The organism is Pseudomonas sp. WT-JTC, assembly GCF_056711565.1.
In genome coordinates this window covers 411,419-427,220 of sequence record NZ_CM160042.1, presented here as the reverse complement: position 1 = coordinate 427,220, position 15,802 = coordinate 411,419, and the positions used below count along the sequence as shown (strand labels likewise).

Annotated in this window: 10 protein-coding genes; 1 reads left to right on the top strand and 9 read right to left on the bottom strand. The window is 60.7% G+C overall.

From position 1 onward, the window contains the following. Window position 1: 1 nt before the first annotated feature. From gltB to AC06G5_RS01860, 9 genes are all read right to left on the bottom strand, one after another. Window positions 2–4,447 carry a glutamate synthase large subunit gene (gene gltB, locus AC06G5_RS01900; RefSeq protein ID WP_480458916.1) on the bottom strand — a complete coding sequence of 1,482 codons (4,446 nt, stop codon included), beginning with the start codon at window positions 4,445–4,447 and terminating at the stop codon, window positions 2–4. Between the two features lie 350 nt (window positions 4,448–4,797). After that, window positions 4,798–6,399, bottom strand: coding sequence for an AAA family ATPase (locus AC06G5_RS01895; protein ID WP_413703705.1), 1,602 nt, complete (start codon window positions 6,397–6,399; stop codon window positions 4,798–4,800). Window positions 6,400–6,409: 10 nt separating this feature from the next. Further along, window positions 6,410–7,510, bottom strand: a complete 1,101-nt coding sequence (gene aroB / locus AC06G5_RS01890) for a 3-dehydroquinate synthase (RefSeq protein ID WP_007989324.1) — start codon at window positions 7,508–7,510, stop codon at window positions 6,410–6,412. 150 nt (window positions 7,511–7,660) lie between these two features. Next, window positions 7,661–8,179 (bottom strand): shikimate kinase AroK, encoded by a 519-nt coding sequence (gene aroK / locus AC06G5_RS01885; RefSeq protein ID WP_015093141.1) that lies wholly within the window; start codon window positions 8,177–8,179, stop codon window positions 7,661–7,663. Window positions 8,180–8,183: 4 nt separating this feature from the next. Further along, window positions 8,184–10,253: a type IV pilus secretin PilQ gene (locus AC06G5_RS01880; protein ID WP_413703706.1), complete on the bottom strand. Its 2,070-nt coding sequence runs from the start codon at window positions 10,251–10,253 to the stop codon at window positions 8,184–8,186. Between the two features lie 13 nt (window positions 10,254–10,266). After that, window positions 10,267–10,794, bottom strand: coding sequence for a pilus assembly protein PilP (locus AC06G5_RS01875; protein ID WP_413703707.1), 528 nt, complete (start codon window positions 10,792–10,794; stop codon window positions 10,267–10,269). Continuing rightward, window positions 10,791–11,414, bottom strand: a complete 624-nt coding sequence (pilO, locus tag AC06G5_RS01870; protein WP_413703708.1) for a type 4a pilus biogenesis protein PilO — start codon at window positions 11,412–11,414, stop codon at window positions 10,791–10,793. Before pilO ends, AC06G5_RS01875 begins: the two co-directional genes overlap by 4 nt. Beyond that, window positions 11,411–11,977, bottom strand: coding sequence for a PilN domain-containing protein (locus AC06G5_RS01865; protein WP_413428445.1), 567 nt, complete (start codon window positions 11,975–11,977; stop codon window positions 11,411–11,413). The genes pilO and AC06G5_RS01865 overlap by 4 nt, the downstream gene beginning before the upstream one ends. Then, the gene (locus tag AC06G5_RS01860) at window positions 11,977–13,041 is read right to left on the bottom strand and encodes a pilus assembly protein PilM (protein WP_413703709.1); all 1,065 of its coding nucleotides are present in this window, start codon (window positions 13,039–13,041) and stop codon (window positions 11,977–11,979) included. The genes AC06G5_RS01865 and AC06G5_RS01860 overlap by 1 nt, the downstream gene beginning before the upstream one ends. Before the next feature lie 216 nt (window positions 13,042–13,257). On the opposite strand from AC06G5_RS01860, the gene AC06G5_RS01855 reads away from it, so the two are divergent. Next, window positions 13,258–15,696: a penicillin-binding protein 1A gene (locus AC06G5_RS01855; RefSeq protein ID WP_413705515.1), complete on the top strand. Its 2,439-nt coding sequence runs from the start codon at window positions 13,258–13,260 to the stop codon at window positions 15,694–15,696. Window positions 15,697–15,802 lie beyond the last annotated feature (106 nt).

The following is a 15,802-nucleotide window of genomic DNA, read 5'->3' as shown; positions in this document are numbered from 1 at the left end:
ATCACTGCGGGTTGGCACGGGTGCTGGAAAGCAACGATTTCAGGGAGGCAGCCTTTGGCTTGACCAACCAGAAACGGCGCACGTAATCATCGAGGTTCTCGGCGAGTTCACGACCCCACTCGCTGTCGGTTTCCTCGACGTACTCGTTCAGCACGCGTTGCAAATGGCTGCGGTAGGCTTCCATCGCCTCGCCGCTGATCCGCTGGATTTCCACCAGTTCGTGGTTGACCCGGTCAACGAAGGAGTTGTCCTGGTCGAGCACGTAGGCGAAACCGCCGGTCATGCCAGAGCCGAAGTTATAACCGGTCTTGCCCAATACGCAGACGAAACCACCGGTCATGTACTCGCAGCAGTGATCGCCAGTGCCTTCCACGACAGTGTGGGCACCGGAGTTACGCACAGCGAAGCGCTCACCCGCGGTGCCGGCGGCGAACAGCTTGCCGCCGGTGGCGCCGTACAGGCAGGTGTTACCGATGATGGCACTGTCCTGGGTACGGTAGACGCTGCCCTTTGGCGGAACGATCACCAGCTTGCCGCCGGTCATGCCCTTGCCGACATAGTCGTTGGCGTCGCCTTCCAGGTACATGTTCAGGCCGCCGGCGTTCCACACGCCGAAGCTCTGCCCGGCCGTGCCTTTGAAGCGGAACGTGATCGGCGCGTTGGCCATGCCCTGGTTGCCGTGCTTGCGCGCGATTTCGCCGGAGATCCGCGCACCGATGGAACGGTCGCAGTTGCAGATGTCCAGGGCGAACTCGGCGCCGCTCAGGTCGTTGATCGCCGAGGTGGCCATGTCGACCATTTTCTCGGCCAGCAGGCCTTTGTCGAACGGCGGGTTGCGGTCTACGCCACAGAACTGCGGTTTGTCCACCGGTACGTGGTCGCTGCCCAGCAACGGGGTCAGGTCCAGGTGATGCTGCTTGGCGGTCTGGCCTTCGAGAACTTCCAGCAGATCGGTCCGGCCGATCAGCTCTTCGAGGGAGCGCACGCCCAGCTTGGCCAGCCACTCACGGGTTTCTTCGGCGACGTAGGTGAAGAAATTCACCACCATGTCGACGGTACCGATGTAGTGATCCTTGCGCAGCTTCTCGTTCTGGGTCGCCACGCCGGTGGCGCAGTTGTTCAGGTGGCAGATACGCAGGTATTTGCAGCCCAGGGCAATCATTGGCGCTGTGCCGAAGCCGAAGCTTTCAGCGCCGAGGATGGCCGCCTTGATCACGTCGAGGCCGGTTTTCAGGCCGCCGTCGGTCTGTACCCGGACTTTGCCGCGCAGGTCGTTGCCGCGCAGGGTCTGGTGGGTTTCGGCCAGGCCGAGTTCCCACGGAGCGCCCGCATATTTGATCGAGGTCAGCGGCGATGCACCGGTACCGCCGTCGTAGCCGGAGATGGTGATCAAGTCCGCGTAGGCCTTGGCCACACCGGCGGCGATGGTGCCGACGCCTGCTTCCGCTACCAGCTTCACCGACACCAGCGCCTGCGGGTTGACTTGTTTCAGGTCGAAAATCAGCTGCGACAAGTCTTCGATCGAGTAGATGTCGTGGTGCGGCGGCGGCGAAATCAGGGTCACGCCCGGCACTGCATAACGCAGCTTGGCGATCAGGCCGTTGACCTTGCCGCCGGGCAGTTGACCGCCCTCGCCTGGCTTGGCGCCTTGGGCGACCTTGATCTGCAGCACTTCAGCGTTGACCAGGTATTCCGGGGTTACACCGAAACGACCGGTGGCAACCTGCTTGATTTTCGAGCTTTTGATGGTGCCGTAGCGCGCCGGGTCTTCGCCGCCTTCACCGGAGTTGGAACGCGCACCAAGGCGGTTCATGGCTTCGGCCAGGGCTTCGTGAGCTTCCGGCGACAGGGCGCCCAGCGAAATACCGGCGGAGTCGAAGCGCTTGAGCACCGACTCCAGCGGTTCGATTTCGCTGATGTCCAGCGGCGTGTCCAGGGTTTTGACTTTCAGCAGGTCGCGGATCATCGACACCGGACGGTTGTCCACCAGCGACGTGTATTCCTTGAACTTGCTGTAGTCGCCCTGCTGCACAGCGGCCTGCAGGGTGTTGACCACGTCCGGGTTGTAGGCGTGGTACTCGCCACCGTGGACGAACTTCAGCAGACCGCCTTGCTGGATCGGCTTGCGCGGGCTCCAGGCTTCGGTGGCCAGCGCTTTCTGCTCGGCTTCGATGTCGACGAAACGCGCACCCTTGATGCGGCTCGGTACGCCCTTGAAGCTCAGGTTGCAGACCTCCTCGGACAGGCCGATCGCTTCGAACAGTTGTGCTCCGCGATAGGAGGTGATGGTCGAGATGCCCATCTTCGACAGGATCTTGAGCAAGCCCTTGGTGATGCCTTTACGGTAGTTCTTGAACACCTCATAGAGGTCGCCCAGCACTTCACCGGTACGGATCAGGTCGCCCAGCACTTCATAAGCCAGGAACGGATAAACGGCAGAGGCGCCGAAACCGATCAACACGGCGAAGTGATGCGGATCGCGTGCGGTTGCGGTTTCCACCAGGATGTTGGAGTCGCAGCGCAGGCCCTTTTCGGTCAGGCGATGGTGCACCGCACCGGTAGCCAGAGAGGCGTGGATCGGCAACTTGCCCGGGGCGATGTGACGGTCACTCAGCACTACCTGGGTACGACCGGAGCGCACGGCTTCTTCAGCCTGATCGGCAACGTTGCGGATTGCCGCTTCCAGGCCGACGCTTTCGTCGTAGTTGAGGTCGATGATCGCGCGCTCGAAGCCCGGACGATCGAGGTTCATCAGCGAGCGCCACTTGGCCGGTGAAATGACCGGCGAGCTGAGGATCACGCGCGAAGCGTGTTCCGGCGACTCCTGGAAGATGTTGCGCTCGGCACCGAGGCAGATTTCCAGCGACATGACGATGGCTTCGCGCAGCGGGTCGATCGGCGGGTTGGTGACCTGCGCGAACTGCTGGCGGAAATAGTCGTACGGCGTGCGCACGCGCTGGGACAGCACGGCCATCGGCGTATCGTCGCCCATCGAGCCCACGGCTTCGTAGCCTTGCTCGCCAAGCGGACGCAGTACCTGATCGCGCTCTTCGAACGTGACCTGGTACATCTTCATGTATTGCTTGAGCTGATCGACGTCGTAGAACGCCGAACCGTGGTCGTTGTCTTCCATGGTCGCCTGGATGCGCAGGGCATTCTTGCGCAGCCATTGCTTGTACGGATGACGGGACTTCAAACGGTTGTCGATCGCGTCGGTGTCGAGGATCTGACCGGTTTCGGTGTCCACGGCAAAGATCTGGCCAGGGCCGACACGGCCCTTGGCGATCACGTCTTCAGGCTGGTAGTTCCAGACACCGATTTCCGAGGCCAGGGTGATGAAGCCGTTCTTGGTGGTGACCCAACGCGCCGGACGCAGACCGTTACGGTCGAGCAGGCATACCGCGTAGCGACCGTCGGTCATGACCACGCCGGCCGGGCCGTCCCACGGCTCCATGTGCATCGAGTTGTATTCGTAGAACGCGCGCAGGTCCGGGTCCATGGTCTCGACGTTCTGCCACGCAGGCGGAATGATCATCCGCACACCACGGAACAGGTCGATGCCACCGGTGACCATCAGCTCCAGCATGTTGTCCATGCTCGAGGAGTCGGAACCGACACGGTTGACCAGCGGGCCGAGTTCTTCCAGGTCCATCAAGTCGTTGGTGAACTTGGTGCGACGGGCCACGGCCCAGTTGCGGTTGCCGGTGATGGTGTTGATCTCGCCGTTGTGCGCCAGGAAGCGGAACGGTTGGGCCAACGGCCATTTCGGCAGGGTGTTGGTGGAGAAGCGCTGGTGGAACACGCAAATCGAGGTTTGCAGGCGCTCATCGCTCAGGTCCGGATAGAAGGCGGTCAAATCCGCCGGCATCATCAGGCCTTTGTAAATGATGGTCTTGTGCGAAAAGCTGCACACGTAGTGATCGACGTCGGCGGCGTTGGCCACGGACGAGCGACGACGGGAGGTGAACAGCTTGACGGCCATGTCCTGATCGCTCAGGCCTTCACCGCCGATGAACACTTGCTCGATCTGCGGCAGGCGCTCAAGGGCCAGGCGGCCGAGGACGCTGGTGTCGATCGGCACTTTGCGCCAGCCGACCAACTGCAGGCCGGCGGCCAGGATCTCGCGGTTCATGTTCTCGCGAGCGGCTTCGGCTTTGACCGGGTCCTGGTTGAAGAAAACCATGCCTACAGCGTACTGCTTGGGCATTTCGACGCCGAAGGTTTCCTGGGCGATGGCTCGCAGGAACACGTCCGGTTTTTGAATCAGCAGACCGCAACCGTCACCGGTCTTGCCGTCGGCATTAATCCCACCGCGGTGGGTCATGCAGGTCAGGGCCTCAATGGCCGTTTGCAAAAGGGTATGACTGGGCTCGCCCTGCATATGGGCTATCAGGCCGAAACCGCAGTTATCCTTGAATTCATCTGGTTGGTACAGACCTGCTTTCATAGACACTTTCTCACCAGGCTGCCTCTGATCGAGGCAAATTTCTTTTCAATTCAACCACTTGCCATCCACGCTGAACGTTCGCCAGCTTTGCGGGGGCAAAAGGGAGGTCATTGTACACACCGACACTTGGCCTCACAAATTTGACGACGAAATGTCGCAAATCTATGTCGCATTTGTGAAAGGTTTAAAGCGATCTGCTGTGCTAGTCAAAACTTTTTTTAATTTTGACCGCAACGACTCAAAGACTACTGTGACGCAGACACCACAAGGCACGCGGCCCGGAGGGCAGCGCGCACTTGTAGAAATTTTGAGGTGCTTGGAGAGGCGGCCTGGGTAAGGCCGCCGAATCTTCAGCGAGTTGTTGCCAGTTCCTGTTGGACGCTGGCGACAGTGCGAGGCCAAGGTTTACCAGCCTGAACCTTCGCTGGCAAGGCCTTGATGGCGGAAACGGCTGCATCACGATTGGCGAAGTTGCCGTAGGTGATCACGTAAAGCGGCTTGCCATTGAGGACTTTCTTGAAATAACGGTACTCGCCGCCCTGCTCCTTGACGAAGCTTTGTGCGGCAGTTTCGGAGCTGGTGCCGAGGATTTGCACCACGTAGTTGCCCGGCGCCTGACCGGCGTACCAGGTACCGCCAGCAGCCTTGGCCACCGGAGCCGGTTTCTCGACAGGCTTGGTCGCCGCAGCAACGGCTGGCTTGGCTGGCGCTGGTGCAGGCTTGGCCACTGGAGCAGGCGCCGGAACAGGCGCTGGCTTGGCGGTGGCGACCTGAGTCGGCGCGGGGGTCGGCTTGGCGGCTGGCGTTGGCGCAGGGCCGGCAGGGACGCCCACAGGCGGCGCAGTGGTGGTCACAGTCGGCGGTGTAGCGCTGGAGCCTTCGACCGGCACACCATCGTCACCCTCGGTAATGCCACCTGCCGCTTCAGCCAGTGGGCCGCGCATGACCGGTTGCGAGTTGCCGACCAACGGCAACGGCATCGGTTGCGTGTTGCCGGCGAATTCGACGGCAGGAGCACCGCCATTCGCTGCTGGCTGCCCCTGACCGAGCGGCAGTTGCGCCTGCTCGTTGGCCGGTGCACCCGTGGTCGGTGCCTTGTTGCGACCCGGCATCAACCAGGCGGCCGCTACCGCGACCACGACAACAGCGGAAATCGCCAATACGTGTTTCTTCGGCATATTGAACCCCATTTTTGGACGCTTGACCGCTGTGCGGCTGGCGATCATGGCTTCGATCATTGCATCGCGGGCCACCTGGTTGATGCTGCCAGGCCAGCCTTCGGAGCTTTCGTGAATATCAGAGATCTGATCTGCGGTGAAAAGTTCGATACCGCGACCGGCGCCTTCAAGCCGCTGCTCCAGATATTCGCGGGTTTCTTCCTCGGTGTAGGGTTGCAGTTCGATGACATGGAAACGCTCTTCCTCGAGATGCAAAGCATCAAGCTGAGCAATCATCGAGGATTCACCGAACAGGAACACATGCGGACGGCCTTCAGGCGCGCCGGCAGCCAGGGTCATCAGCGCCTCAAGGGCGGACTCGTCGAGCTGTTCGGCGTCATCGACCAGCAGATAGACCTCTTGCCCGGTCAGTGCAAGCTGCACCACTTGCGCCAGAATAGCGTCGACATCAGCCTGGCCGACGTTCAGCGCCTGGGCCACCTGGCGCAATACCCCGGCCGCATCGCCGGCGCCGCGGGCAGAAACCACCACACTCTGTACCGATTGCTTGTTGGTGCTGGCGACCAGGGCCTGACGCAACAGGGTCTTGCCACTGCCCTCGGGGCCGGTGACCACCAGCAGCAACTGGCTGTAACGGGCCAGGTGATGCAATTGTCCCAGCACGGGCTTGCGCTGGGCCGGGAAAAATTTGAAGCCAGGCACCCGTGGAGCAAAAGGGTCGTGACTCAACTGGTAATGGCCGAGGAAAGCCTCGTCGGCATGCAAACTAGTCATCGTGTTCTTATTAACCTTTAAGCTGAGCCAGGGCGCGGTAGTCTGCCCCCAGCGTGGCCTGTAGAACCTCTTTCGGATAATCGTCGGTCACCACCGCTTCACCCATGTGGCGCAGCAGCACCAGGCGCAAACGACCGTCGATCACTTTTTTATCAATGGACATGTGTTCGAGGAAATCGGCTTCTGTCATTTCTTCTGGCGGAACGACCGGCAGCCCCGCACGCTGGAACAGACGAATGCCGCGATCGCGCTCCTGCTCGCTGATCCAGCCGAGTCGCGTGGACATTTCCAGCGCCATTACAGTGCCAGCAGCCACAGCCTCACCATGAAGCCATACACCATAGCCCATGTGGGTTTCGATGGCGTGGCCAAAAGTGTGGCCCAGGTTCAGCGTGGCACGCACGCCCGTTTCTTTCTCATCGGCACCGACCACCGCCGCCTTGGCCGCGCAGGAACGCTCGATGGCATAGGTCAGGGCTTGCTGATCCAGGTTGCGCAGGCGGTCGACGTTGTCTTCGAGCCAGGTCAGGAACGGCTCATCACAGATCAGCCCGTACTTGATGACTTCGGCCAATCCGGCGGACAGCTCGCGCGCCGGCAGGGTATTGAGGCTGGCGGTATCGATCAGCACCACGTTCGGCTGATAGAAGGCGCCGACCATGTTCTTGCCCAGCGGGTGGTTGATCCCGGTCTTGCCGCCCACCGAAGAGTCGACTTGCGACAGCAGCGTGGTCGGAACCTGGATGAAATCGACGCCGCGCTGGTAGCAGGCGGCGGCAAAGCCGGCCATGTCACCGATCACACCGCCACCGAGGGCGATCACCGTGGTGCGGCGATCATGCCGGGCGGTCAGCAGGCCGTCGAAAATCAGTTGAAGGGTTTCCCAGGTCTTGAAGGCTTCGCCGTCGGGCAGCACCACGGAAATCACCGAGAACTGCGCCAGGCTGCGGGTCAGACGCTCGAGATAGAGCGGCGCAACAGTCTCGTTGGAGATGATCGCTACTTGCCGTCCGCGAATATGCGGGGCCAGCAGCTCAGGCTGATCCAACAAACCTTCGCCAATATGAATCGGGTAGCTGCGTTCGCCTAGATCGACCTTGAGTGTCTGCATGTGTCCCCACAGTGAAGATGAATCAGGCATCCTGCCCTGAGTTAACGAATATCTACGGCCTCTGCTGGTGTGACGCCGTTCGGTAGCCATCCGCCACAACCTTGAGCAGTCATGGCGGGACGCCGAGGATAGCGCATTTCGCGCGGCGCTTTAACGGGGTGGCAACTGCTGCAGGCGCTCTAGAATGTCGAGTACGACCATTCGTGGCGGCCGCTCATCGGTTTCGACCACCAGGTCGGCAATTTCCCGATAAAGCGGATCGCGGATCGCCAACAGATCCCGAAGGGTCTTGGCCGGATCGGCAGTACGCAACAATGGCCGATTGCGGTCGCGGGCCGTGCGGCCGACCTGCTGCTCGACCGAGGCATGCAGATAAACCACCCGCCCACCGGCATGCAGTGCCCGACGATTGGCTTCGCGCATGACCGCGCCCCCACCTGTCGCCAGCACCACACCGTCGTAATCGCACAGCTCGGCAATCATTGCCTGCTCGCGATCACGAAAGCCCGGTTCGCCTTCTTTATCGAAGATCCAAGGGATATTGGCGCCCGTGCGCAATTCAATTTCCTTATCGGAATCTTTGAATGGCAGGCGCAGCTCTTTGGCCAGCAACCGGCCGATGGTGCTTTTTCCAGCACCCATCGGTCCAACAAGAATCAAATTTCGCACAGAATCAATGACTCACAGCAATCGCCTGATTATTCATGATACGCGGAGTGAGGAATACCAACAGCTCGGATTTTTTCTCCGAAACCACATCACGCCGGAAAAGGCGGCCAAGATACGGCACATCGCCAAGAAATGGCACCTTATCTACGACCTTGCTCTGAGTATTTGAGAAAACGCCGCCAATGACGATGGTCTCGCCATCGTTGACCAGGACCTTGGCGTTGACTTCGTTTTTCTTGATGGGCGGCACATCCTGGACCTTGTTCAGGAAGTCCGGTTCGTCCTTGGTCACCTTGACCTCCATGATGATCCGGTTATCGGGCGTGATCTGCGGTGTCACTTCCAGTGACAGCGAAGCTTCCTTGAACGACACCGAAGTCGCACCACTGGAACTGGCTTCCTGATAGGGAATCTCGGTGCCCTTGAGGATTTTGGCGGTCTCCTTGTCGGACGTGACCACCTTGGGTTGCGAGACGATTTCGCCGTTGCCGGTTTTTTCCATCGCCGTCAGCTCCAGGTCCAGCAAGACGTTATCGGTGATGAACGCGATGCCGATTCCCGAGGTGTTATTGGCCGCGCCCATGTCGACGAACGGTGAATTGGTGCTGGTACTGCCGGGCGTGCCAATGGTCGACGACCCATTGACCCCATTGCTGACGCCGGAGGTGTTCCAGTTACCCTTGTTCTGTATCGAACCACCCCAGCGCACCCCGAGGCTTTTGTCATAGTCGACGTTGGCTTCGACGATCCGGGCCTCGATCATGACCTGACGCACAGGGATATCCAGCTGTGTGACGATCCTGCGCAGCTCGTCAAGCCGGTCCTGGGTCTGGTAGGCAATGATGTTGTTGGTGCGCTCATCGACGGTGATCGACCCCCGTTCGTCGGATTTCGCTTCGGCACTGGTCACCGACTGGAAGAGCTTGGCGATGTCCGCCGCCTTGGCGTAATTCACCTGCAACAGTTCCCGACGCAACGGCGCCAGATCGGCAATCTGCTTCTGTGATTCCAGCTCCTGACGCTCACGGGCAGCAATTTCATCGGCCGGCGCAACAAGCAGGACATTGCCGACCTTGCGCTTATCCAGCCCCTTGGTTTTCAGCACCAGATCCAGCGCCTGATCCCAAGGCACGTTCTGCAAGCGCAACGTGATGCCACCCTGCACAGTGTCGCTGGCCACCAGATTGAGGTTGGTGAAATCGGCGATCAGTTGCAGCACCGAACGCACATCGATGTCCTGGAAATTCAGCGAAAGCTTCTCGCCGCTGTAGGCATGCTGCCCGGCATTGCGCTTTTGCAGGTTGTCGACCGTCGCCGGGCGAACGCTGATCGTAAGCTTGCTGTCGGCCTGATAGGTCGAGTAATCGAACGCGCCACCAGGCTCAATGCTGATGATGGCTCGATCTCCACTCGCGCTGGCATTGACGAACTGCACCGGTGTGGCGAAATCCTTCACATCCAGACGCACGCGCAACGGCTCAGGCAATCGGGTTTTGGCAAACCCGACGATGATCTTGCCCTCGCGCTCTTGTATATCGGGCGCCATCGCTGGATCCGACAAGTCGATCACCACATTGCCTTCGCCCTGTGTGCCTCGCTGAAAATCCACACCCCGAATGGACTTGCCTGTGGTTACTGCGGCTCGCGCCGGAACCGGCATTGCCGTGGCGGCCGACCTGGATGCCGACGGCTTGACACCCTGCCCGACTACCACCAGCAAATTGTTGCCTTCAATTCGCGAGTCGTACGGGGCCGGCTGGGCCAGGTTGATGATCAATCGCGTACGGTCTCCGGCTTCCACCACCGTTGCACTACGGGCATTTCCACTGCCGAGATCGCGAGTCTTGCTGGCCAACCGACTGGCGACACCGGGCAAATCCAGCGCAATCCGGGCTGGTGATTCCGTCGTGTAGCCGTGGGGCACCGGGGGCGGCTCATCGAACGACAACTTCAACTCGACACGGTCTCCCGGCAGCGCAGCGACATCCAGCGCCTTGAGATTGGCCGCTTGTACCATCGGCGACAACAACGCTATCCATAGCGAAAGGCCGAAGGCTGCGAAAATCCTGTTCATTATTCGAGTTCCACTATGAGTGCTCTTTCAAAGGGATGGTCCGGGGACGCTCCAGCCACGCGCCCTGACCATCAGGAACAATTTCAACCACATCGACTTGCGAGCCGCTGATCGCAACGATCCGTCCGTCGTTACGTCCCAGGTAATCGCCGACTTTCAGCCGGTGCACCCCACCCGCCCCGCGCAGCAGGGCATAGGAGCCCGTTGCATTGGAAAGGGTGCCGACCATTTCAAACTGCTCGATGTTGAAACCTTCGAGGTATTGCTTGACCCGACCAGGGTCGGGCTTGACGTTACGTGAGCCCCGCCGTTGAGCCGCCGGATCAGTACTGCTCTGCGGTGAAAACGGGCTGCGCAGATTTGCCGCGTTGTAGGTGAATGTCGGGTAAGACCGGAATACCGGCGTTGGTTCAATCCTGTCCGGCCCACGCTGGCGCATTTCGTTCATGTACGCGTCCAGATCGCTGTAGTCATCGCCGACGTCACAACCGGCCAGAGCAGACAGCAACACCACCACCGAAAAACATCGCGCCTGCCTCATTGATGCTGCCCCTTGTCGCTGTAGCGGTAGGTCCGGGCGAGGATGCTCAAGCGCAGTTTCGGACCACCCTGGGGGCTGACGGGGGCAAGGTCGAAATCGTGCAGGGTAACGATTCGCGGCAACCCGGCCACTCCACTGACAAAGCTGGCCAGGGCGTGGTAATCCCCGGTGACGGTGAGCTGGATCGGCAGTTCGATGTAGAACGGCTGGGCGACCTCCGGCAGCAGCTTGATCTCTTCGAACTCCAGGCCACTGCCCAGACCGGTACGAGTGATGTCTTCCAGCAAGCCGGGCACTTCGGTGTCACTGGGCAGTTGCCGCAACAGCATGCCGAAGGAGTTCTCCATCTCCTTCAACTGCTGGGTGTAGAGGTCCAGATTCGCCGCCATGCGGGCCTTGCCAGCGAACTGTTCCTTGAGTGTCGACTCTTCCTCGCGACTGAGATCGAGCTGGCTCTCGAGGTCGCGAGTGGAAAAGTTGTAGCCAAGGGCCAGCACCAGCAGCATGAGCAAACCGGCCACCAGAAACTTGATCGCTGGCGGCCAGGAACCCATGTTGCCGGTATCCAGATCATTGATGTCGATCCTGCGCAGCCCTTCGAACCATTCGGATGGCCTCATTTGCCTTCCTCCGGTGCTGCGGGTCGAGTCTGGCGAACGGTCAACTGGAAGACACTGGCCGGCTCCACCTGACCGGCAGCCGCCGCTTTGACTTCAGTCAGGCTCGGCGCATCGAACCAGTCTGATGCCTCGAGGTTGCGCATCAAGTCTGAAACACGGCTGTTCGATTGCGCAGCTCCGGCGATGGACAAGGTCTTTCCGGTCATTTTCACTTCGGTGAAATACACGCCGTCGGGCAGGGCTCGCGCCAACTGGTCAAACATTCGCCCACTGATTTGGCGATTGCCTTGCAGGTCCCGGATGATGCGCATGCGCTCGATCAGTTGCTGACGGCGCGCCTTGAGATCGTTGATCTGAGTGATCCGCTCATCGACCACGGCGATTTGCTTGCCGATGTAATTGTTACGGGCGATTTGCCGATCGATAGCGCCACTGATGACCTGGTTGGCGACCAGCACCGCGCCCATCGTGCCCACCATCACGGCCACCAGGACCAGCAGGAAGCGCTTGCGGCGCGCTTCACGCCGCTCCTCGCGCCAAGGCAGAAGGTTGATCCGTGCCATCAGTCAAAGCTCCTGAGGGCAAGACCACAGGCGATCATCAACGCCGGGGCATCACTCGCCAGGGCAGCACCATTGACCTTGTTGCCCAGAATCATTTCGGAAAAAGGATTCGCGACCTGGGTCGGCGTGCCCAATTGCTGCTCGACCAAACGGTCCAGCCCCGGGACCGACGCGGTACCGCCGGCCAGCAGGATATGGTCGACGCTGCTGTACTGGCCGGAGGCAAAGAAGAACTGCAACGAGCGCGATACCTGCTGCACCAGCGCCTCTCGGAATGGCTGCAAGACCTCACCGGCATAGTCATCCGGCAAGCCGCCCTTCTTTTGCGCCAGACCCGCCTGCTCCAGCGCCAGGCCATAACGACGCTGGATTTCCTCGGTCAACTGCCGACCGCCGAACAGCTGTTCACGGGTGTAGATAATCCGCCCGTTCTGCAGCACGCTCAGGGTGGTCATGGTGGCGCCGATATCCACCACTGCGACAGTCAAACGCTCCCCGGAGACCGCGAGCCGACTGGCCAGCAAGCCGAATGAGCGCTCCAGCGCGTAGGCCTCGACATCGACCACGCGGGCGGTCAGCCCCGCCAGCGTCAGGGCCGCCTCGCGGACTTCGACGTTTTCCTTGCGGCAAGCGGCGAGCAGCACGTTGACGCGCTCCGGATTGCGCACGGAGGCGCCCAAGACTTCAAAGTCGATCGCGACTTCATCCAGGGGGTAAGGAATGTACTGATCGGCCTCGATCTTCAGCTGGCTTTCCATCTCGTCTTCGCAAAGCCCGGCATCCATCTCGATGATCTTGGTGATCACTGCCGAGCCTGCCACGGCCACGGCCACGTTCTTGAGGCCGGTTCTGGCCTTGGCCAGCGCGCGAGTGAGGGCCAGCCCCACGCCTTCGAGCTCAGCGATGTTTTTCTCGATCACAGCGCCAACCGGCAAGGGCTCGACCGCATAGGCTTCGACCCGGTAGCGCTCGCCCTGACGGCTCAACTCCAGAAGCTTCACCGAGGTGGAGCTGATATCGATTCCCAGCAGCGTACTGGATTTTTTGTTGAAGAGTCCTGGCACTACCGATTCCCTATGACTTTCCGTGAGTTACGGACTCTGCAATGTCCATTGCGTTCAATCCGCCCGTCTTGACAGCAGCGCCAACCACGCTCCCGGTCAGAAAAATGCTTATAATGCCCAGCGTTTTTTTCCGCATTTGCTCAAGCGCGGGTCGTTCTCATTTAGCCTGAACCCTGTTGCCCAATTCATTTTTGCCCTGGATATCCAAAAGCCTTGATTCGTCTGCTGAAGTTTTTCGGTTGGTCCATCGTCGCGGTTTTCTGCGGACTCCTTCTGGGTCTGAGCGGGGCGTACCTCTACCTTAGTCCCGGGCTTCCGTCCGTGGAGGCGCTGAGAAGCATCCAGTTGCAGATTCCTTTGCGGGTCTACAGCAGCGATAACAAGTTGATCGCAGAGTTTGGCGAAATGCGCCGTACACCGATCCGTTTCGCCGACATTCCCCCCAATTTCATCAATGCGTTACTAAGTGCTGAAGACGACAATTTCGCCAACCACTACGGCGTCGATCCGAGCAGTCTGATGCGTGCCGCGACCCAACTGGTCAAAAGCGGACACATCCAGTCCGGCGGCAGCACGATCACCATGCAAGTGGCGAAGAACTTCTTCCTGAGCAGCGAACGCAGCTTTTCGCGCAAGACCACCGAGATCCTGCTGGCCCTGCAGATCGAACGACAGCTGACCAAGGACGAGATCCTCGAGCTGTACGTCAACAAGATCTATCTGGGTAACCGTGCATACGGCATCGAGGCGGCAGCGCAGGTCTATTACGGCAAATCGATCCGCGACGTCAGCCTGGCGCAGATGGCGATGATTGCCGGCCTGCCCAAGGCGCCGTCGCGCTTCAACCCGCTGGCCAACCCGGCGCGCAGCAAGGAGCGTCGCGACTGGATCCTGGGGCGCATGTACAAGCTCGGAAAAATCAGCGAAGCCGACTACACCGCAGCGGTCAACGAGCCGCTGAACGCCAGCTATCACGTGCCGACTCCGGAAGTGAACGCCCCGTACATCGCCGAAATGGCCCGCGCCGAGATGGTCGGACGCTATGGCAGCGACGCGTATACCGAAGGCTTCCGCGTCACCACCACGGTGCCGAGCGACCTCCAGGAACTGGCCAACACCGCGGTCCACGAAGGCCTGATGACCTACGATCAGCGCCACGGCTATCGCGGCCCCGAGTCGCGGCTGCCGGGCAAGACTCGCGAAGCCTGGGCAACCGAGCTGACCAAACAACGCACCATCAGCAGCCTGGAACCGGCCATCGTCACCCTGGTCGACAAGAACGGCCTGCAAGTGCTGACCCGCACCGGTCAGGAACACGTGAACTGGGACACCATGAAATGGGCCCGGCCGTTCCTGAATACCAACAGCATGGGCGCCAACCCGAAACAACCGTCGGACGTGGCCCAGGTCGGCGATCTGATTCGCGTGCAGCGTCAGCCGGACAATTCGCTGAAGTTCAGCCAGATCCCGCAGGCCCAGGGCGCACTGGTGTCCCTGGACCCACAGAACGGCGCCATTCGTTCGCTGGTCGGCGGCTTCGCCTTCGAGCAGAGCAACTACAACCGCGCATTGCAGGCCAAGCGCCAGCCGGGTTCGAGCTTCAAACCGTTTGTGTACAGCGCTGCACTGGACAGCGGCTACACCGCCTCCAGCCTGGTGAACGACGCACCGATCGTGTTCGTCGACGAGTACCTGGACAAGGTCTGGCGTCCGAAGAACGACACCAACACCTTCCTCGGCCCGATTCGCCTGCGTGAAGCGCTGTACAAGTCGCGCAACCTGGTGTCGATCCGCTTGCTGCAAGCCATGGGCGTGGGCAAGACCATCGACTACATCACTCGCTTCGGCTTCAACAAACAGGACCTGCCACCCAACCTGTCCCTGGCGCTGGGCACCGCGACCCTGACGCCTATGGAAATCGCCACCGGCTGGAGCGCCTTCGCCAACGGCGGCTACAAGATCACCCCGTACATCATCGACAAGATCGAAAGCCGCAACGGCGACACACTGTTCGTCGCCAACCCACCGAGCGTGCCTCAGGGCGGCGCTGCCAGCGATGGCATTGCCGCACCGGCCCCTCAAGCCTTCACGGTCAACGTAACGCCGGGCGAAGTCCCAGGTACTACGCCGACGCCACAGGCACCCGCCGTTGCCGAACGCATCATTGACGGACGCACCACCTACATTCTCAACAGCATGCTCGAGGACGTGATCAAGCTCGGCACCGGGCGTCGCGCACTGGCCCTGGGCCGCCCCGACATTGCCGGCAAGACCGGTACGACCAACGAGTCCAAGGACGCCTGGTTCTCCGGCTACAACGCCGATTACGTGACGACCGTATGGACCGGTTTCGATCAACCGGAAAGCCTGGGCCGCAAGGAATTCGGCGGCACCGTCGCGCTGCCGATCTGGATGAATTACATGGGCCCCGCGCTCAAAGGCAAACCGCCGCATACGCAGCCTGAGCCGGAAGGCATCCTCAGCCTGAGAGTCGATCCGGTCAGCGGCCGCGCAGCCAGCCCGGGCACGCCAGGTGCTTACTTCGAGCTGTTCAAGGCCGAAGATACGCCACCGTCGGTCAACGAGATCGGCAGTGGCACGGCACCGGGCAGCCCGTTGCCAGCGGATGAACAGGCGCCGATCGATTTGTTCTAGAGGAGCAGCTGTAGGAGCGAGCTTGCTCGCGAAGGACTCAAGGGCGACGCGCTTATTCAGAACACACGCGTTATCGTTGACGTCCATCGTCGGAACGCCGCCCGGA